General features: G+C 67.7%; 17 protein-coding genes. 9 read left to right on the top strand and 8 right to left on the bottom strand.

The annotated features are described in order from the left end of the window. Window positions 1-2 precede the first annotated feature (2 nt). Complete coding sequence (locus tag SK571_RS13050) at window positions 3-443, top strand: zf-HC2 domain-containing protein (RefSeq protein WP_319984298.1); 441 nt, start codon at window positions 3-5, stop codon at window positions 441-443. A 235-nt stretch (window positions 444-678) separates the two neighbouring features. Beyond that, window positions 679-3,219: a helix-turn-helix transcriptional regulator gene (locus tag SK571_RS13055; RefSeq protein WP_319984299.1), complete on the top strand. Its 2,541-nt coding sequence runs from the start codon at window positions 679-681 to the stop codon at window positions 3,217-3,219. On the opposite strand, the gene SK571_RS13060 is transcribed toward SK571_RS13055, so the two are convergent. The 4 genes from SK571_RS13060 to edd all read right to left on the bottom strand — a co-directional run bounded on the left by SK571_RS13060 (window position 3,179) and on the right by edd (window position 9,484). Further along, entirely contained in the window at window positions 3,179-4,414 is a 1,236-nt protein-coding gene (locus SK571_RS13060; RefSeq protein ID WP_319984300.1) for an MFS transporter, read from the bottom strand. The genes SK571_RS13055 and SK571_RS13060 overlap by 41 nt on opposite strands. Next, on the bottom strand, window positions 4,414-6,378 hold the full coding sequence (locus SK571_RS13065; RefSeq protein ID WP_319984301.1) for a PEP/pyruvate-binding domain-containing protein: 1,965 nt from the start codon (window positions 6,376-6,378) through the stop codon (window positions 4,414-4,416). The genes SK571_RS13060 and SK571_RS13065 overlap by 1 nt, the downstream gene beginning before the upstream one ends. 213 nt (window positions 6,379-6,591) lie before the next feature. Next, window positions 6,592-7,215 (bottom strand): bifunctional 4-hydroxy-2-oxoglutarate aldolase/2-dehydro-3-deoxy-phosphogluconate aldolase, encoded by a 624-nt coding sequence (eda, locus tag SK571_RS13070; RefSeq protein WP_319984471.1) that lies wholly within the window; start codon window positions 7,213-7,215, stop codon window positions 6,592-6,594. A 412-nt stretch (window positions 7,216-7,627) separates the two neighbouring features. Beyond that, a complete protein-coding gene (gene edd / locus SK571_RS13075; RefSeq protein WP_319984302.1) occupies window positions 7,628-9,484 on the bottom strand; it encodes a phosphogluconate dehydratase in 1,857 nt (618 codons plus the stop codon). A 227-nt stretch (window positions 9,485-9,711) separates the two neighbouring features. Here edd and SK571_RS13080 point away from each other — a divergent pair, with 227 nt between their 5' ends. The 4 genes from SK571_RS13080 to SK571_RS13095 all read left to right on the top strand — a co-directional run bounded on the left by SK571_RS13080 (window position 9,712) and on the right by SK571_RS13095 (window position 13,477). Further along, window positions 9,712-10,002 carry a hypothetical protein gene (locus SK571_RS13080; RefSeq protein ID WP_030474675.1) on the top strand — a complete coding sequence of 97 codons (291 nt, stop codon included), beginning with the start codon at window positions 9,712-9,714 and terminating at the stop codon, window positions 10,000-10,002. Window positions 10,003-10,088: 86 nt separating this feature from the next. Then, complete coding sequence (locus SK571_RS13085) at window positions 10,089-10,853, top strand: hypothetical protein (RefSeq protein WP_319984303.1); 765 nt, start codon at window positions 10,089-10,091, stop codon at window positions 10,851-10,853. 9 nt (window positions 10,854-10,862) lie between these two features. Beyond that, on the top strand, window positions 10,863-12,731 hold the full coding sequence (locus SK571_RS13090) for a fumarate reductase/succinate dehydrogenase flavoprotein subunit (protein WP_319984304.1): 1,869 nt from the start codon (window positions 10,863-10,865) through the stop codon (window positions 12,729-12,731). Then, window positions 12,728-13,477, top strand: a complete 750-nt coding sequence (locus SK571_RS13095; protein ID WP_266042161.1) for a succinate dehydrogenase/fumarate reductase iron-sulfur subunit — start codon at window positions 12,728-12,730, stop codon at window positions 13,475-13,477. The genes SK571_RS13090 and SK571_RS13095 overlap by 4 nt, the downstream gene beginning before the upstream one ends. Here SK571_RS13095 and SK571_RS13100 read toward each other — a convergent pair. Then, window positions 13,464-14,111, bottom strand: coding sequence for a response regulator transcription factor (locus tag SK571_RS13100; RefSeq protein ID WP_319984305.1), 648 nt, complete (start codon window positions 14,109-14,111; stop codon window positions 13,464-13,466). The two genes, SK571_RS13095 and SK571_RS13100, sit on opposite strands and share 14 nt — an antisense overlap. Before the next feature lie 134 nt (window positions 14,112-14,245). On the opposite strand from SK571_RS13100, the gene SK571_RS13105 reads away from it, so the two are divergent. The 3 genes from SK571_RS13105 to SK571_RS13115 are packed head-to-tail and all read left to right on the top strand — an operon-like array spanning window position 14,246 to window position 15,357. Continuing rightward, on the top strand, window positions 14,246-14,521 hold the full coding sequence (locus SK571_RS13105) for a hypothetical protein (protein WP_090073257.1): 276 nt from the start codon (window positions 14,246-14,248) through the stop codon (window positions 14,519-14,521). Window positions 14,522-14,539: 18 nt separating this feature from the next. Beyond that, the gene (locus SK571_RS13110) at window positions 14,540-14,905 is read left to right on the top strand and encodes a hypothetical protein (protein ID WP_319984306.1); all 366 of its coding nucleotides are present in this window, start codon (window positions 14,540-14,542) and stop codon (window positions 14,903-14,905) included. Continuing rightward, the gene (locus SK571_RS13115) at window positions 14,890-15,357 is read left to right on the top strand and encodes a hypothetical protein (protein ID WP_319984307.1); all 468 of its coding nucleotides are present in this window, start codon (window positions 14,890-14,892) and stop codon (window positions 15,355-15,357) included. The genes SK571_RS13110 and SK571_RS13115 overlap by 16 nt, the downstream gene beginning before the upstream one ends. Window positions 15,358-15,408: 51 nt before the next feature. Here the strand turns inward: SK571_RS13115 and SK571_RS13120 are convergent, their stop codons facing one another. The 3 genes from SK571_RS13120 to SK571_RS13130 all read right to left on the bottom strand — a co-directional run bounded on the left by SK571_RS13120 (window position 15,409) and on the right by SK571_RS13130 (window position 17,919). Continuing rightward, the gene (locus SK571_RS13120) at window positions 15,409-16,305 is read right to left on the bottom strand and encodes an amino acid ABC transporter permease (protein WP_319984308.1); all 897 of its coding nucleotides are present in this window, start codon (window positions 16,303-16,305) and stop codon (window positions 15,409-15,411) included. Then, window positions 16,302-16,949 carry an amino acid ABC transporter permease gene (locus SK571_RS13125; RefSeq protein ID WP_319984309.1) on the bottom strand — a complete coding sequence of 216 codons (648 nt, stop codon included), beginning with the start codon at window positions 16,947-16,949 and terminating at the stop codon, window positions 16,302-16,304. The genes SK571_RS13120 and SK571_RS13125 overlap by 4 nt, the downstream gene beginning before the upstream one ends. A gap of 79 nt (window positions 16,950-17,028) precedes the next feature. Then, window positions 17,029-17,919 carry a glutamate ABC transporter substrate-binding protein gene (locus tag SK571_RS13130; protein ID WP_319984310.1) on the bottom strand — a complete coding sequence of 297 codons (891 nt, stop codon included), beginning with the start codon at window positions 17,917-17,919 and terminating at the stop codon, window positions 17,029-17,031. Between the last annotated feature and the right edge of the window lie 30 nt (window positions 17,920-17,949).

Raw genomic sequence — 17,949 nt, forward strand, 5'->3', positions numbered from 1 at the left:
TGATGGTGACCCGTCAACCACATCACGAGCACGCGGAAGCAGGACCGGACCAAGATCAGGACGACGAAAACCGCACGAGCCCGGAAGGGCCGTGCGGTGATGTGGCGGCGTATGTGCTGGGCGTGCTCGACCCGGCAGAGCACGTCAGCTTCTCCCGGCACCTAGCCGGGTGCGAGGACTGCCGGAGTGACGCGGCCGACTTCGGCATGTTCGCGCCGGTGTTGCGGCCGGCGCTGACCGAGAGCCCACCCGGCAAGCGTGAGCCGTGCTCTGTCGCCCGCAGCATCCTGCTGGTGGCGGCGGGCGTCGTCGTCGCCATCGCCGCGGTGCTGTCGGTCGTGGACTCGCTGGCCTCCCACGCCGACAACCCCGTCGACGTCGGCACTCTCACACGTGCGGAAACTGTCCACGTCGAGAGGTTTCCGCTGGTGTGGCAGATGTGAACCCCGGCGGGGGCCGATGAGCAGGCAGGCGAGGCGCAGCCACCCGCGCACGAGCCCGGCGAAGATCATCGCGTTACACCCGCTCACCACTGCGAACAGCTCACAGTTCCGTTAGCCGTTACCTGTGGGTAAGTTTGCCCGACGACGAAGCGCAGGTCTCTACGGTCGGCACCGAAGGAACACCGAAACCTTCGACCTGCGGTCCTCTCGGTACCGAAGGCAGGGGCAGACAGAGGTGACATCTCCACTACTCGGCCGGGACTGCGAACTCGCGACTCTCGGACGTCTGCTGGACGACGCGGTTCGGGGAAGCGGCTCGTGCGTCGTCGTCACCGGTGAGTTCGGCATCGGCAAGACGGCGGTGCTCGACGCGCTCGCCGCCGACGCCCGCGAACGCGGGTTCACCGTTCGCCTGGCCAAGAGCGCCCGCCTGGAGAGCCACCTCCCCGGCGCGGTGGTGCGGCAGCTCGCGCCATGCCTCGCGAACGAGCACGACCTGGAAGAGCTGTACGCGCGCGCTGCGAACTCCGCGCGCAAGGGGCCGATCCTGATGGTCATCGACGACGTCCACGTCGCCGACACCTTCTCCAAGCGTGCGCTCGCGTACCTGCGCCCACGGCTGCAGGAGATGCCGGTCGTCATCGCGCTCGGCGCGTCCCAGGGCTACCTCTCCACGGACGAGGTCACGCTGCCCGAGATCGCCGGCGCCCACCCGAACCGCCTCGACCTCGACGGTCTCGACGTCACCGCCGTCGAAAGCCTCACCGAGAACTTCCCGGACCGAGACGCGAAACGCTGCCACGAACTCACCGGCGGCAACCCCTACCTGCTGCAAGCCTTGCTGCGCGAGGAAGGCGAGGGTTCGGCCGCGGTCGGCGAGATGATCGGCATGCGGCTGCGCGAGTACACCGGCGCCGCCGAGGTCGCCCGGTCGGCGGCCGTCCTGGACGGCGACGCCGGCCTCGAACTGCTCTCCGCGCTCACCGGCTTCGACGCGCTGCCCGCCGTCGACATGCTCGTCCGCCTCGGTGTGCTCGCCGACACCGACCCGCTGACGTTCCGGCATCCCTTCGTGCGCAACAGCATCCTCGCCGACATGCCGGTCGCGGTCCGTTCCGCCGCGCACGCCCGCGCGGCCTGGCTGCTGTTCGAGTCGGACGCCCCGGACGAGCGAGTCGCCGAACATGTGCTCAAAGCCAGGTCCGTGCGCTTGCCGTGGTCCGTCGACCTGCTGCGTGAGGTCGGAGGCATCGAGCACCTCGAACGGGCGCTCGACGAGCACCTGTCCGACGAGGACCGGCTCGCGGTCGAGGTCGAGCTCGGACACACGGAACACCTGCAGGACAACGCACTAGGCCGCGACCGGGTCCGCGACGCGCTGATGCGGTGCGAGGACCCGCACCTCGCCGCGACCGTCGCGCTGGCGTTGATCAAGCGCATGTGCACGGGCTCGGACGCGCACTTCGCCGTCTCGCTCGCGATCATGGTCATCGCCCGCCTGCTGCCGGAAGACCGCGACCTGGTCTGGAACCTCGTCTGCACCACGTATCTGCTGGCGGCCAACCGCGACACCCACATGGCCAACTGCGCGGGCAAGTACTTCGAGGACCTCGTCGGCGACATCCCGCAGGACCCGAACCTCAAGCGTGCCCGGTCGGCGTTGCTCGCGGTCGGCAACGCCCGCAGCGGCGACTCGTACCCCGAAGCCGTCGAGTACGCGCTGGAGGCACTCGACGGCGAGTGGGTCGACGTCTTCGGCGCGTCCTACGTCTTCACGTTCCTGGTGCCGGTGCTCGGCGACAATCCCGAGCACATCAACAAGTTGTGGCTCTCGCACAGCACCGCGCCGGTCTCGTACGACCCGCATCTGCGCCGCGGGATGCTCAGCATGATCGCCCGCGCCGCAGCCTTCCACAACAGCGGCGACCTGGCGCGCGCGTACACGTTCCTGACACCACCGGTCTCGACGGGCAACAGGGAGTGCCCGGCCGTCGTGCTCGCGACCGCGAAGCTCGCCGAGGTCTGCATCGAGATGGGCCAGTTCGACGAGGCCGCCCCGCTCGTCGTCGAGGACGGCACCCTGTTGCAGCACATCAACATCGTCTACGCCCGTGGCCGGCTCAAGCTCGCGTCGTGCCACGCGGAGGGTGCGCTGGAGGACCTGCTGGAAGCGGGCCGTCGGCTCGCCGAACGCGAGATGCCCAACCCCGCGCTCATCGCGTGGCGGCACCACGCCGTCCGCGCGTACCTGGCGTTGGGCAACCGGGACGACGCCGCCCGGCTCGCGCACGAGGAACTCGACCTGGCCAAGCGGTGGGGGTCGACGAGGGTGATCGGCACGGCGTTGATGAGCGTCGGCATGAGCACCGACGACATCGACGTCCTCACCGAGGCCGAACAACTTCTCGCCTCGTCACCGCACCGCCTGCTGCACGCCCAGTCGTTGTACTGGCTCGGCCACCACCTGCGCCGCAAGGGCCGGGCCGAGGAGGCCGCGGCACACCTGCGGCGGTCGTTCGAACTGGCCCGCCGTCTGAGCGCGCACCCGCTGGCCAAACTCGCGGGCAACGAGGTCCGCGACGAGGACGACCAGGTGCAGGGCCTGACCAAGCAGGAGAACCGGGTCGCGCGGATGGCGGCGCAGGGCCTCACGAACCGGCAGATCGCCGAAGCCCTGCACCTCACCCGGCGCACGGTGGAACTGCACCTGTCGAGCGCCTACCGCAAGCTCGGCATCACGGGACGAGCTGAGCTCGTCGCCGCCTTGTGGTCCTGACGGCGACCAGCAGGCCCGCCAGCAACGCCATCACGATCACCGTGACGACCGACGACAGCACCAGGAACTCGTCGAGCCGTCCACCGGTGAGGTAGGCGCCGAGCGCGATCGCCACGACCGCGCACACGGCACGGTCCATGATGGACTCCATCGACAGGAGCGTTGCGCGGTAACGCGAGTCCGGGATGGCGTCGTTGAGCAGCTTCTTCTGGATGGGGAAGCTCATGCCGGCTGTCACGGAGAACAGGCACAGCAACACGATCGTCATCACACCGCCGGACGGCACGACGAACCCGATCGCCAACGCCATCACGACCGTCAGCAGGAACACCGACTTCGCCGGTCCGATCCTGCGCGAGAGCCAGTGCGGACGTGCTGCCGCGATCGCCTCGAAGATCGTCATCGCGGCGAGCACCGAGCCGTACCAGCTGACCGGTACGTCCTTCGACTCCAGCACCGGCTGGAACAGGTTCACCTGCAGGATCCGCACCAGCGTGAACATCGCGATGCCCTGGATCATCAACAGCAGCAGCCAGCGGGACCTGCCGAGGGCCTGGAACGCGCCACCGACACCCGCGAGCAGCTTCGACGTCCTGCCCTCCGGCCGTTTCCAGCCCGGGATCGGCGGGAGCCTGAGTGCCAGGCCGACGGCGATCGCCGCGTTGATCGCGGTGAGCCAGTACGGCGACGGCATGTTCCACTGCATCAGCAGACCGATCACCGGCCAGTACACGATCTTGCCGACCAGGCTGTACGACCGTCCGACGCCCTCGACCTTGAGGTAGAGGTGCCCGGCGTCGTGCGCGTGGAGGTACTCGTACAGGTACGCGCTTTGCGCGCCGGAGATCAACGACCTGGCCAGTGCGATCAGCAGGAAGTGCACGAGGAACCCGGTGTAGTTGCCGGCGAGTACCGGCACCAGGTTCGCCACGACCAGCACGCTCGCGCCGAGCCACAGCGACGTGCGGTAGTCGAAGCGGTCCGCGACCATGCCGGTCGGGATCTCCAACAGGCAGAACGCGATGTAGTAGATCGACTGGATGCCGAAGATCTCGGTGTCGCTCAGCCCGAGCTGCTTCTGGTACTCGTAGAAGACCGGGATCCACAGCAGCAGCCCGAAGAAGAACTGGAAGCCGTACGTCAGGCGGACGGCACGCGCCACTTCCGGAGTCGCCGGTACGCGAAGACCCGGCATCAGATCGAGTACGGCCGCAGCTGCAGGACGTACAGCAGGTCGTCGGTGGCGAGCCACTCGATGTCGACAGGCGAGTCGAACGTGTAGTCCGGCGAGAAGTGCGACTGCAGCAACCTGCCGACGATCGCGAGCCGTTGCAGCTGCGCGTGGGCCTTGACGCCCAGGTCTTCCTTCGCGTCACCGAGGGAGACCGTGCGGCCGCCACCCTCCACAGTGGAGTAGAGGTACTGCATCGGCTGCTTCGAGCCCTCGACGACGTCGGTGACGTTCGGCGAGACGTTGACGTAGACGTTGCGGAAGTCGTTGCGGTTCATCGGGTTCGTGGTGACCATGACCCCGCCGAAGTCGGCCCTGACCTGTTCCTGGACCACGACGCCCATGAAGCAGTCGTCCAGCGAGATACCGGCCTGCTGCCGGAGCCGCACGCTGCGGGCGGACACGAGGGACGCCCACACCTTCTTGACCGACTCCACGATCTTCTCGGCGCTAGTGACGTGGTTGTACGACTCGTAGATGCCCGCGGCGGAGAACCCGGCGAGATCTTCGGCGTTCGACGAGCTGCGCACCACGAAGGTCCGCACACCCGCGAGGTTCTCGACCAGCGCGGTGTCCAGTTCGGACAGCAGGTAGTCCGGCACGCGCGTCTTGCGGATCAGCTGCTGCAGCTCGATGCACAACGGCTCGATCTCGCGGGCGTTGAGCTCCAGCGCCATCTTCAGCTTGCCGATGGCCTGCTGGATCTTCGGCGACGACTCCAGGAAGCCCTGGTGCATCGAGAACGGCAGGGCGACCCCGCGCGGCACCCGCACCCGTTCTGCGAGCAGTTGCTGGGCGGCACCGAGCAGGTCGTCGGTGTCGCTGCCGAGTAGTTTCGCCAGGTAGGGCATGAGGTTGTCGCGCGGCGGACGCGGTACCGAGAAGAACCCGAGAAGGCGGCGCGGCGACTCGGTGGCGAGCACGTGGTGCAGCTCGCCGAGGTTCGCGGCCTTCGTGCCGTAGCGATGGCTGTCGTTGTAGCGGATCCGGCCCAGGGGCAGGATCGGGTTGTAGGTGTGCTCGGGCTCGTCCAGCGTGACGCGCTGCGCGTACCAGGCGGGCCGCTGGCCGGCGTCCTGCGGTTCGTCGATCAGCCGCAGCCCGACCTCGGCCCGCTTCGGCGACACCTCGTACTCGACCCACTGACCGTCGAGGTCCTCCCGGTCGATCAGGTCGAACGCGCCGATCTGGATGGCGTTCGGGATGGACCAGCCGGTCGCGAGGACGTTCGTGTGCGACAGCGGAGTGGTGTGATCGGCGTTGATGATGCCGGCGAGCCGCGGAATGTCGTCCGGAACGCGGTGCATCACCACGATGTCGAACCACTCGAGCGTGTTCTCCCGGTATTCCTGCTCGCTGCGGAATGCGCGCAACCGGCCTTTCGTGACGCCGGGGTTCAACGCCACGAACTCGGCGGTGGAGAACAGTTCGTGCGCCAGAATCCGCGGCAGCCTTTCCGCGGGAAGCTCCGCCACTGCCTGTTCCTGGAGGTGGTTCGCGGGCTTGAAGAACAACGGTGTCGCGGCATCGATGTTCTTGCGCACCTCGGCGTAGAACAACTCGATCATGTCCGCCGACATGGTGTCGACCTCGACCGTCTCCAGCGAGAACATCCGCCTGTCCTCGCGCTTGTGCAGCGACAGGATGCCGAGGAAGAACCGCCGGTCAGAGGCGTGGTAGAAGCTCTGGTTGAACTCGTCGATCCGCGCTCGCATCTCGCTTTCGGCGATGCCCAGGATCTCAGTGCCGATGTAGAGCGCGTGGAACTCGTGCCGTGCGTTGTTGAGGAAGTGAATGGTCTCTTCGTGCCGGTCGACCACCACCTTGACGAATGAATAACCACCCAGACTGCCGGACAGCTGGTTGAATGCTGACATGGTCAGCTGTTCCCCGACCAACCCCGCCACATCGGCTTCCTGGACAGCCACATCTGCTCCTCTCGTGCGCCATTGCAACGAGCAGTGTGACACCTAGGAGGTTGGGGTTGTTCCGGTCGGAATCTCAATTGGCGGCAGTTCTGCGCGCCTTTTCTCAAAACCCTGTCAATTGGAGACCGGCGTCACCTCCTGTTGGGTGAAGCTTCCAACGTGGTGGGACGCCGGTCTCGTGATGTGAGCCGAACTTCCGGTTCGTGAGCTGGGTTACCCGAGCTGCGAGGCCTCGCGGGCAAGGGTCTCGACGCGGTCCCAGTCGCCCTGCGCGAGGGCGTCCTTGGGGGCCAGCCACGAGCCGCCGACGCAGCCGACGTTCGGCAGAGCGAGGTAGTTCGGCGCGGTCTGCGGGGTGATGCCGCCGGTCGGGCAGAACCGCACGTGCGGGACCGGACCGCCGATCGACTTCAGGTAGTCGACCCCGCCCGCGGCCTCGGCGGGGAAGAACTTCAGCGCGGTCAGCCCGCGCTCGGCCAGCCGCAGCACCTCGGACACCGTCGCCGCGCCCGGCAGGTACGGCAGCCCGGTCGCGTCGGCGGCGTCGAGCACCCGGTCGGTCGTGCCGGGAGTGACGAGGAACGCCGCCCCGGCCTTCGCCGCCTGCTCCGCGTGCTCGGGTGCCGTGACGGTGCCCGCGCCGATCACGATCTCCGGGACCTCGCGCGCGACGTTCTCGATCGCGGCCAGTGCGGCAGGGGTGCGCAGCGTGAGCTCGATGACGCGCACGCCACCGCGCAGCAGTGCCTGGGCGAGCGGCACCGCGTGGTCGGCGTCGTCGACCACGACGACGGGGATGACGGGCGACAGGCCGAGGAGGTCCGCGCCGGTGGTCACCCGAAGATTGTCACCGTTGGTCACTGCTGCTCTCCTTGCCGAACTGGGCCGACGCTGAGGTCGGATCTGAACTGAAACCGATATATCGCATATCAGCCTGCCTGTCGCCGCGTGCCGGCCGCCTCGGCCCTGCCGATCTCGCGCCTGCCGTCCTCGCCGGGATGCAAAAAACGTTTGCGGACGAAGTCAAAAGACTCATTGCAATGGCATCCGGGCTGGCGGCACAGGTCGTCGCGAGGCGGCTTGGAGGTGAGGTCGGCGCGGTCTGCGGGTGGGTTCGCGGGCTGGACTGGTCGGGCTTCACCGCGCCTTTGCAATGGGTCTTTTGACGACGAAGTCCAAAGAACCATTGCTAAGGTGCAGGTCAGCTGTGGTGTTAGGACCAATATATTGGTGGGGCGGGACGGGACGGCTAGTGGTGGGTGACCGGTGCGAAGTGGTCGGCGGTGATCGGGCCGAACACCGTCGCGCCGCGGTCGGCCGGTCCGACGCTACGGCGCAGGGCGGCGAAGAGCTCGCGGCCCGTGCCCATCCACTCGCGGCTGGTCGGCGGGAAGTCCACCAGCGGGCGTGTCGCCAGCTCCTCCGCGGGCACCTGGACCCCCAGGGTTCCGGCGGTGGCGTCCAGCCGCACGACGTCGCCGTCGCGGACGCGGCCGAGCGGGCCGCCGACCGCGGCCTCCGGGGTCAGCTGGATGGCGGCCGGGATCTTGCCCGAGGCGCCGGACATGCGGCCGTCGGTCACGAGGGCGACCTTGTAGCCGCGGTCCATCAGGACGCCGAGCGGCGGGGTGAGCTTGTGGAGTTCGGGCATGCCGTTGGCCTGGGGGCCCTGCTGGCGGACCACCACGACGACGTCGCGGTCCAGCTCGCCCGCCTTGAAGGCCTCCTGGAACGCCTCCTGCGTGGTGAACACGCGGGCCGGGGCCTCGACGACGTGGTTCTCCGTTGCCACGGCCGAGACCTTGATGACGGCGCGGCCCAGGTTGCCGGCGAGCATGCGCAGGCCGCCGTCCGCGGCGAACGGGTCGGAGGCCGGGCGCAGGACTTCGAGGTCCAGGGAGTGGCCGGGGCCGTCGACCCAGATCAGTTCGCCGTCGGCCAGCATCGGTTCCTGGCGGTAGCGGTCGAGGCCGTGGCCGGCGACGGTGTTGACGTCGGCGTGCAGCAGGCCGGAGTCCAGGAGGGTGCCGACGACGAACTGGACGCCGCCCGCCGCCTGGAAGTGGTTGATGTCGGCGCCGCCGTTCGGGTAGACCCGCGCGATCAGCGGCACGACCGAGGACAGGTCGGAGAAGTCGTCCCAGCTCAGTTCGATGCCCGCGGCGGCGGCGATGGCGACCAGGTGCATCGTGTGGTTCGTCGAACCGCCGGTCGCGAGCAGCGCGACGACGCCGTTGACCACGGCCTTCTCGTCGACGACGTGCGCGATCGGGGTGTAGCCCTCGCCCTTGGCCATCTCGACGGCGCGGCGGCCCGCGTGCTCGGTCAGGGCGCGGCGGAGCGTTGTGCCGGGCGGGACGAACGAGGCGCCCGGCAGGTGCAGGCCCATGACCTCGACGACCATCTGGTTCGAGTTCGCGGTGCCGTAGAACGTGCAGGTGCCGGGCGAGTGGTACGAGGCGGCCTCGGCCTCCAGCAGGTCCTCGCGGGACGCTTTGCCCTCCGCGTACAGCTGCCGGACGCGGGCCTTCTCCTTGTTCGACAGGCCGGACGACATCGGGCCCGCGGGCACCAGGATCGACGGCAGGTGCCCGAACGACAGCGCGCCGATCAGCAGGCCCGGCACAATCTTGTCGCACACGCCGAGCAGCACCGCGGCGTCGAACATCTCGTGCGACAGGGCCACACCGGTCGACATCGCGATGACGTCGCGGCTGAACAGCGACAGCTCCATGCCCTCGCGGCCCTGCGTGATGCCGTCGCACATCGCGGGCACGCCGCCCGCGAACTGGGACACACCGCCCGCCGTGCGGACCGAGTCCTTGATCCAGGCCGGGTACTCCTGGAACGGCTGGTGGGCCGACAGCATGTCGTTGTAGGACGACACGATCGCGACGTTGGACTTGCGCAGCGCGCGCAGCGCGGCCTTGTCGCCGCCGGTGATTCCGGCGAAGCCGTGCGCGAGGTTGCTGCAGGCGAAGCCGGACCGGGACGTTCCGTCCTGCGCGGCGGCGGCCACGCGCTCGAGGTAGGCACGGCGTGAATCGGCGCTTCGGGCGGCGATCCGGCGTGTCACCTCTGTCAGAACAGGATGCAGTTCGGTCATGGGGGTCTCCGGGTCATCACGGGCCGTGGTGGGGCCCTTACGAGACGACAACGGTGGCGTCCCACAGACGGGCGTGACGCCACACACAGTAAGTCATGGCTGGTCGCGGACACAAAAACGATTCAGTAGATGGGAGGCGACCAGTTTTGAATCTTGGCGTGTGGTGCTTGTCACATGGCTTGAGATTGGGCAGAGTGCGGGGCACGACCTTGGAACGGAGGTGTCCCATGAACTCCACGGAGATCGTCGAGCTGCGCCGGGTCATCGGCCAGATGCGGCATGCCGTCAGCAACCTGCGCACCAGGTACGGCGATGTGGCAGCCGTGCAACGCCTGGCCAACGACGTGGAACGCATGGACATCGACGCCACCGAACTCGTCGACCTGAGCACCCCGAGGCAGCGCGAAGCGCCTCAAGTGGAACGCGAGGTCGTGGTCGTGCCAGACACGCCTTACGACGAGTCGCTCTGGAAGGACGCGGACGACGAAGGACTCGGTGGGTACCGGAACCGGACCTGACCCAGCCCCTACTTACGGCCCTCGCAGACCGCGGGGGCCGTTACGCGTTTCCTCCACAACGACGTGGACCCCCAGAAAGGTGAGCAATGGCGAGGGCAGAGATCGCCGCCAGGACTCTGCGCACGGACCGATGGTGGTTGCCGCCGCTGACGACATTCGTCGGCCTGCTGCTCATCTCGATCTACGCGGCGTTCCGCACGTTCCAGGGGGACTACTACTGGGTCGACCAGTACCACTACCTCACACCGATGTACTCGCCGTGCCTCACGGAGGAGTGCATCCCGGCGGCCTCGCACTTCGGTCAGTGGTTCCCGGCGCTGCCGGGCTTCCTGACCCCGCCGCTGCTGATCATCCCGTTCCTGCTGGGCTTCCGGATCACCTGCTACTACTACCGCAAGGCCTACTACCGCGCGGCCTGGGCGTCGCCGCCCGCGTGCGCGGTGGCCGAGCCGCACAGCAAGTACACCGGTGAGACCAGGTTCCCGCTGATCGCCCAGAACCTGCACCGCTACTTCTTCTACGCGGCCTCACTCCTGCTGCTGATCAACATCTACGACGCGGTCCTCGCGTTCGGCACCGGCGTCGGCCTGGGCAACATCATCCTGCTGGTCAACGTCGGCCTGCTCGCCGCGTACACGCTGTCGTGCCACTCGTGCCGGCACATCGCGGGCGGGCGGCTCAAGCACTTCTCCAAACACCCGGTCCGGTACTGGGCGTGGACGCAGATCTCCAAGCTGAACAACCGGCACATGCAACTCGCGTGGGCCTCGCTGATCTTCGTCTGCCTCACGGACCTGTACGTCGCGCTGGTCGCCTCGGGAACGATCTCCGACCTCCGCTTCATCAACTAAGGAGTGGTTTTGCCCGAGCTGGAAAGGCATTCGTTCGACGTTCTCGTCATCGGCGCGGGTGGTGCCGGTCTGCGGGCCGCGATCGAGGCCCGTGAGCACGGCCTGCGCACCGCCGTCCTCTGCAAGTCGTTGTTCGGCAAGGCCCACACCGTCATGGCCGAGGGCGGTATCGCCGCCGCCATGGGCAACGCGAACGAGAGCGACAACTGGCAGGTCCACTTCCGCGACACCATGCGCGGAGGCAAGTTCCTCAACAACTGGCGCATGGCCGAGCTGCACGCACAGGAGGCGCCGCAACGGGTCTGGGAACTGGAGACCTACGGCGCGCTGTTCGACCGCACCAAGGACGGCCGGATCTCGCAGCGCAACTTCGGTGGCCACGAGTACCCGCGGCTCGCGCACGTCGGCGACCGCACCGGCCTCGAACTGATCCGCACGCTGCAGCAGAAGATCGTGTCCTTGCAGCAGGACGACTTCAAGGAGTTCGGCGACTACGACGCTCGCCTGCGGGTGTTCCAGGAGTTCACCGTCACCGAGCTCGTCAAGGACGGCGACAAGATCGCCGGCGCGTTCGGCTACTGGCGTGAGTCCGGCCGGTTCGTGCTGTTCGAGGCACCCGCGGTGATCCTCGCGACCGGCGGCATCGGCAAGTCGTTCAAGGTCACCTCGAACTCCTGGGAGTACACCGGCGACGGCCACGCGCTCGCGATGCGCGCCGGTGCCTCGCTGATCAACATGGAGTTCATCCAGTTCCACCCCACCGGGATGGTCTGGCCGCCGTCCGTCAAGGGCATCCTCGTCACCGAGTCCGTCCGCGGTGACGGTGGCGTGCTGAGGAACTCCGACGGCAAGCGGTTCATGTTCGACTACATCCCCGAGGTGTTCAAGGACAAGTACGCCGACAACGAGGAAGAGGCCGACCGCTGGTACACCGACCAGGCCGGCAACCGGCGCCCACCGGAACTGCTGCCGCGTGACGAGGTCGCCCGCGCGATCAACTCCGAGGTCAAGGCCGGGCGCGGATCACCGCACGGTGGCGTCTTCCTCGACGTGTCGACACGCCTGCCCGCCGAGGAGATCCGCCGCCGGCTGCCGTCCATGCACCACCAGTTCAAGGAACTGGCCGATGTGGACATCACCGCGCAGCCGATGGAGGTCGGCCCGACCTGTCACTACGTGATGGGCGGCGTCGAGGTGGACCCCGACACCGGATCCTCCTCGGTACCAGGGCTCTACGCGGCCGGTGAGGTCTCCGGCGGCATGCACGGCTCGAACCGGCTGGGCGGCAACTCGTTGTCGGACCTGCTCGTCTTCGGGCGCAGGGCCGGTGCGGGTGCCGCTGAGTACGTGCGGGCGATGGGCGAACGCCCTGTCGTGTCGGAGGACATCGTCACCGAGGCGCGGGCCACGGCGCTCAGGCCGTTTCAGCAGGAGGGCGGTGAGAACCCGTACACCCTGCACATGGAGCTGCAGCAGTCCATGAACGACCTCGTCGGCATCATCCGGAAAGCCGGTGAGATGGAAGAGGCGTTGCAGCGGCTGGAGAAGCTCAAGGAACGCGCGCAGGCGCTGACCGTCGAGGGCCACCAGCAGTTCAACCCCGGCTGGCACCTCGCCCTCGACCTGCGCAACATGCTGCTGGTGTCGGAGTGCGTGGCGAAGGCGGCGTTGCTGCGCACCGAGTCCCGCGGCGGCCACACCCGCGACGACCATCCCTCGATGGACGCGGAGTGGCGCCGGAAGCTGTTGGTGTGCAAGGCCGACGGTGACGGGGCCGAGGTGACGGAGAAGGCGCAGATCCCGATCCGGCACGACCTGCTGGACCTGTTCGACCGCAGCGAGCTGGAGAAGTACCTCACCGCCGAGGAGTTGGCATGAGCTACCAGGGGAAGTTCCGGGTGTGGCGCGGTGACGACTCCGGCGGCGGGCTGGAGGACTTCACCGTCGAGGTCAACGAGGGCGAGGTCGTCCTCGACATCATCCACCGGCTGCAGGCCACACAGGCCCCGGACCTCGCGGTGCGGTGGAACTGCAAGGCCGGCAAGTGCGGCTCGTGCTCGGCGGAGATCAACGGACGGCCGCGGCTGCTCTGCATGACCCGGATGTCGATCTTCCAGGAGTCGGAGACGATCACGGTCACGCCGATGCGGACGTTCCCGATCATCCGCGACCTCGTGACCGACGTGTCCTTCAACTACACCAAGGCACGCGAGGTCCCGTCGTTCGCGCCGCCGAAGGACCTGGCACCGGGCGAGTACCGGATGCAGCAGGTCGACGTCGAGCGCTCGCAGGAGTTCCGCAAGTGCATCGAGTGCTTCCTGTGCCAGAACACCTGCCACGTGGTGCGTGACCACGAGGAGAACAAGGAGGCGTTCTCGGGGCCGCGGTTCCTCATGCGGGTCGCCGAACTGGAGATGCACCCGCTCGACACCGCGGACCGCGTCGACCAGGCGCAGGACGAGCACGGGCTCGGTCTCTGCAACATCACCAAGTGCTGCACCGAGGTGTGCCCCGAGCACATCCACATCACCGACAACGCGCTCATCCCGATGAAGGAGCGCGTCGCCGACCGCAAGTACGACCCGATCGTCTGGCTCGGCAACAAGCTGTTCAAGCGGTCTTAGCGACGGCCTGCGGTATGACCAGCCCGGACTCGTACGCCATCACCACGGCCTGAGCCCGGCTGGTCAGCCGCAGCTTTGTCATCACGCGGTTGAGGTGTGTCTTCACCGTGCCCTCCGTGACCGTCAGCCTGGTCGCGATCGCCGTGTTCGTCAGCCCGGTGCCGACCAGCCGCAGCACCTCGCGCTCGCGGTCCGTCAGCTCGTCCAGGCCGACCGAACTCCAGGGCGAGACAGCCGAATCGCCCCTCAGGTACGCCGCCACGAGCCTGCGCATCACCGTGGGGCTGAACTGCATCTCGCCCGAGGCGACGGCGGTGATGGCGGCGATCAGGCGAGCGGGTTCGGACTCCTTCAGCACGAACCCGGCCGCGCCCAGCCGCAACGCCTCGTGGACGTACTCGTCCAGGTCGAAGGTGGTCAGCACCAGCACCCGCGCGGACGCCGTGACGCTTTTGAGCGCGGCCAGCCCCGGCAGGCGGATGTCGAGCAGGATCACGTCCGGTCTCGACGACTCGGCCAGCGCGGACGCGGTCACGCCGTCCCCGGCCTCGCCGACGACGGTCAGATCAGGTGCAGCGTTCAGCAACGCGACCAGGCCGGCCCTGAACAACGGCTGGTCGTCCACTACAAGCACGCGCGCCACAATGCCCCTAACTCATGTGACGTCACCGCGGTAGATCCCCCACCACGAGCGTACCGCGAAAGTTGACGGGAGATCCACTCTTCGTGAGACGACCCGGTTCCGCTTCCGCCGATACGTTCCGCGCCATGCGCACCGCATCCGCCGACCTGCACGCCGTCCGCACGATCACCGTGGACGGCTCGGACGTCTACCTCCGGGTCACGGCCAGCCCGGTCGACCTGGAGATCCGGTGGTCCCGCGACGGCGACCACCGGGTGGCGGGAAGCCCCGTGCTGTTCCCCGCGGGCGACCGCTCGCGCCGGCTGCTCGGCACGAACTTCCGCGCCGGCACCACGTTCTGCCTCGACGTCGTAGGGGAGGCGAGGCAGGACTGGTGCGGTGTCGTCGACTGGAACGTCTGACCTCCGAAGGGATTCTCGATGAAACGCGCTCTCGCCGGTCTGCTCGCCGTGGGCTTCGCGATGCTGTCCGCGACGCCCGCCCAGGCGGCGTCGACGACGATCACGGTGCCGTTCAAGGAGAACCAGATCACCTGGTTCACCACCGCCCGCACGATCACCGTCGCCGGGTCGGACATCGACGCCAGGGTCGCGCTGGGCGGTGTCATGCAGCTCGCCTGGTACAAGTGCGGCGACCGCAACACCCGCGGCGCGTTCGTGCGGATGGAGGAGACCCGCAAGCACGTCGGCACGAACTTCAAGGCGGGCACCAAGTTCTGCCTCGCCTCGAACAGCCCGTACACCTCGGGCACCGTCGGAGGAACGCTGTGGTGGAGCGGCAACTGAGCGGACTGCTCGCCGTCGCACTGCTGGCCGGGTGCACCGCGGCACCTCCGGCGGAACCCCGGCTGGTCGACCAGGTGCAGTACACGCGGGACATGCGGGACGGTTCCGCGAAGTTCACCTGGCCGGACGGCCGCGAACCCGACCTGGTGGTGCTCGCGGAGAAGTCGGGACCGGGCCCGGACAAGGCACCGGCCGGCAGCGAGCGGATCGTCCTGGAGATCACCAACTCGTGCGCCTGGTACCTCGGCTGGCAGGACGCGCGCGACCGCGGCGACCGGCAGGCCGAGAGCGCCGCGCTGAAGGTGATGGACGAGGTGCTGCCGACGTTCTCACCCGAGGACCCCGACGGGCAGCGCTACGCCCGTGAGACGGCCGCGAAGGCCAGAGCGGGCGACGGCTCGCTGGCCGCGGGCTACGTGACGAACAACTGCGAGTCCGTGCGCTGGAAATAGCGAACGGGGCGTGTCCGATGTGGACACGCCCCGCTCGCACGAACCGGCGGATCAGACGGTGATCCCACCGCCGACGACCGACGTGGACGCGTTGCCGAGCTGGACCTGCCCGGCGTCGTCGTTGTCGAGCTTGATGACCTTCTTGTTGCGGCGGTTGCGCTTCTCGAGGTAGGTGGCGAGCCACGTCAGCAACAGGCACAGTCCGATGTAGACCAGGGCGACCACGATCATCACCGAGATCATCGGACGGCCGAAGTTGACCGCGTCACCACCGATGCGCGTACCCCACCGCAGCAGCTCCTCGAAGGTGATGAGGAAGCCGAGCGCGGTGTCCTTCAGCAGCACGACGAGCTGGCTGATGATGGTCGGCAGCATCGCCCGCAACGCCTGCGGCAGCAGCACGAACGTCATCACCTGGGTCTTGCGCATGCCCAGCGCGTACGCGGCCTCGCTCTGGCCCTTCGGCAGCGAGTTGATGCCGGCGCGGAAGATCTCCGCGAGCACCGAGCCGTTGTACAGCATCAGGCTGATCACGACCGCCGTGAACGCGCTCAGCTTCACCCCGGCCACGGGAAGGCCGTAGTAGAAGAAGAACATCATGATCACGAGGGGGATCGCGCGGAAGACCTCGACGATCACCGCCGCGGGAGCGCGCACCCAGGCGTGGTCGGACAGCCGTGCCGCGGCGAAGATCGCGCCGAACACGAGGGCCAGCACCGCGCCGACGGCGAACGCGCTGAGCGTGTTGGCGATCGCCTCGACGAGCGAGAGCTGGATCTGCTTGTAGTTGATCCAGTCGAGCCTGCGGGAGGTGAACTGGTCGGTGACGACGAACCTCATCACCACGTACACCAGCGCCGCGGCCACCGCCGCGATGCCGATGACGGCCATGATCTTGTGACGGATGCGGGCCTTGGGACCCGGGACGTCGAACAGCACCATGCTCATCGGGCCACGCTCCACCGCTTCTCGAAGACCTGCTGGACGTACGTCAGCGGCATCACGAGGATGACGAACCCGATTGCGACCCACACGAGTCCGACGAGGACGTTGTCACCCTGGTCCGACAGCTGCTCGCGGATGTTGCCCGCCTGGAAGACGGCGAAGCCCGACGCGACCGTCGTGTTCTTCAGCAACGCGATCATGGTGCTCGTCATCGGCGGCACCACCGACCGCAACGCCTGGGGCAGCACCACGCTGCCGAGCATCTGCGTGAACGTCAGGCCGAGGGCGCGGGACGCCTCCGCCTGGCCGACCGGCACCGTGTTGATGCCCGACCGGACGACCTCGCAGACGAACGCCGCCGTGTAGAGCGACAGCGCCACCACCGCGGCGGTGTACTCGTCGATCTTCAGGATCTCCAGCAGCGGGTACGCGAACACGAAGAAGACGAAGACCAGCGTCAGCGGCGTGTTGCGCAGGACCGTCACGTACGCCGTGCCGACACCGCGGAACACCGGCACCGGGCTGACCCTCAGCGCCGCGAGGAACGTGCCCAGCACCAGCGACAGCACCGCGGAGACGGCGAAGAGCTGGAGTGTCTGACCAAAAGCGCGCAGGAACAGATCTAGGTTGTTGGTGAGGACGCTCATCGGTTTCCTTGCCGTCCGTCCGCCTTCAAAGGAACGGCCGGTGGACCCACGTGGGATCCACCGGCCACGTGAGGAACCGTCAGTACCGGTCGATCTTCGGCTTCTCGGCGGACGAGCCGGACTTGCCCAGCGTGCCGTCGTAGATCTTCTGCCACGAGCCGTCGTCCAGCGACGTCTGCAGGATGTCGTTCACCTTGTCGCGCAGGGCCTTGTCGTCCTTCGGCAGGCCGATGCCGTACGGCTCGCTGGAGAACGTCTTGCCGACGACCTTCAGCTTGCCCTCCTCGGCGGCGGCGTAGCCCTTGAGGATCGCGTCGTCGGTGGTGACCGCGTCGACCTCACCGTTGAGGAGCTTGGTGACGCACTGCGAGTAGCCCTGGAACTCGAGGACGTTGCCTTCCTCGGTCAGCTTCTCGTCCTTGATGCGCTTGGCCGGCGTGGAGCCGGTCACCGAGCACACCTTCTTGCCCTTGAGGGTCTCCTTGCCGGTGATGTCGGTGTTGTCCTTCTTCACCAGCAGGTCCTGGCCGGCGACGAAGTACGGGCCCGCGAACGCGACCTTCTCCTTGCGGCCCGCGTTGATCGTGTAGGTGCCGACGTAGTAGTCGACGTCACCGTTGATCAGCGCCTGCTCGCGAGCGGCCGACTGGATCGTCTTGAACTGGATCTTCTCGGGGTCGAAGCCGAGCTTCGCCGAGACCAGCCGCGCGATGTCGATGTCGAAGCCGCTGTACTTGTTGGTCGTCGGGTCCTTGTAGCCGAGACCCGGCTGGTCTTCCTTGACGCCGACGATCAGCGAGCCGCGGGTCTTGATCTTCTCGAACGTGGGCGAGCCGTCGACCTTGACGTCCTTGGCGACCTCGAACAGGCCGGCGGGCGCCGCCGTGTCGGTCGGGCTGCCCTCCTTGCCACACGCGGTCAGGGCCAGTGCGCCCGTCAGCAGCACCGCCGCAAGGGTGCGAACCCTCATCGTCCTTCTCCTGCCATTCGTTCGAAAGTG

The organism is Lentzea kristufekii (genome assembly GCF_033949925.1).
Classification (GTDB): domain Bacteria; phylum Actinomycetota; class Actinomycetes; order Mycobacteriales; family Pseudonocardiaceae; genus Lentzea; species Lentzea kristufekii.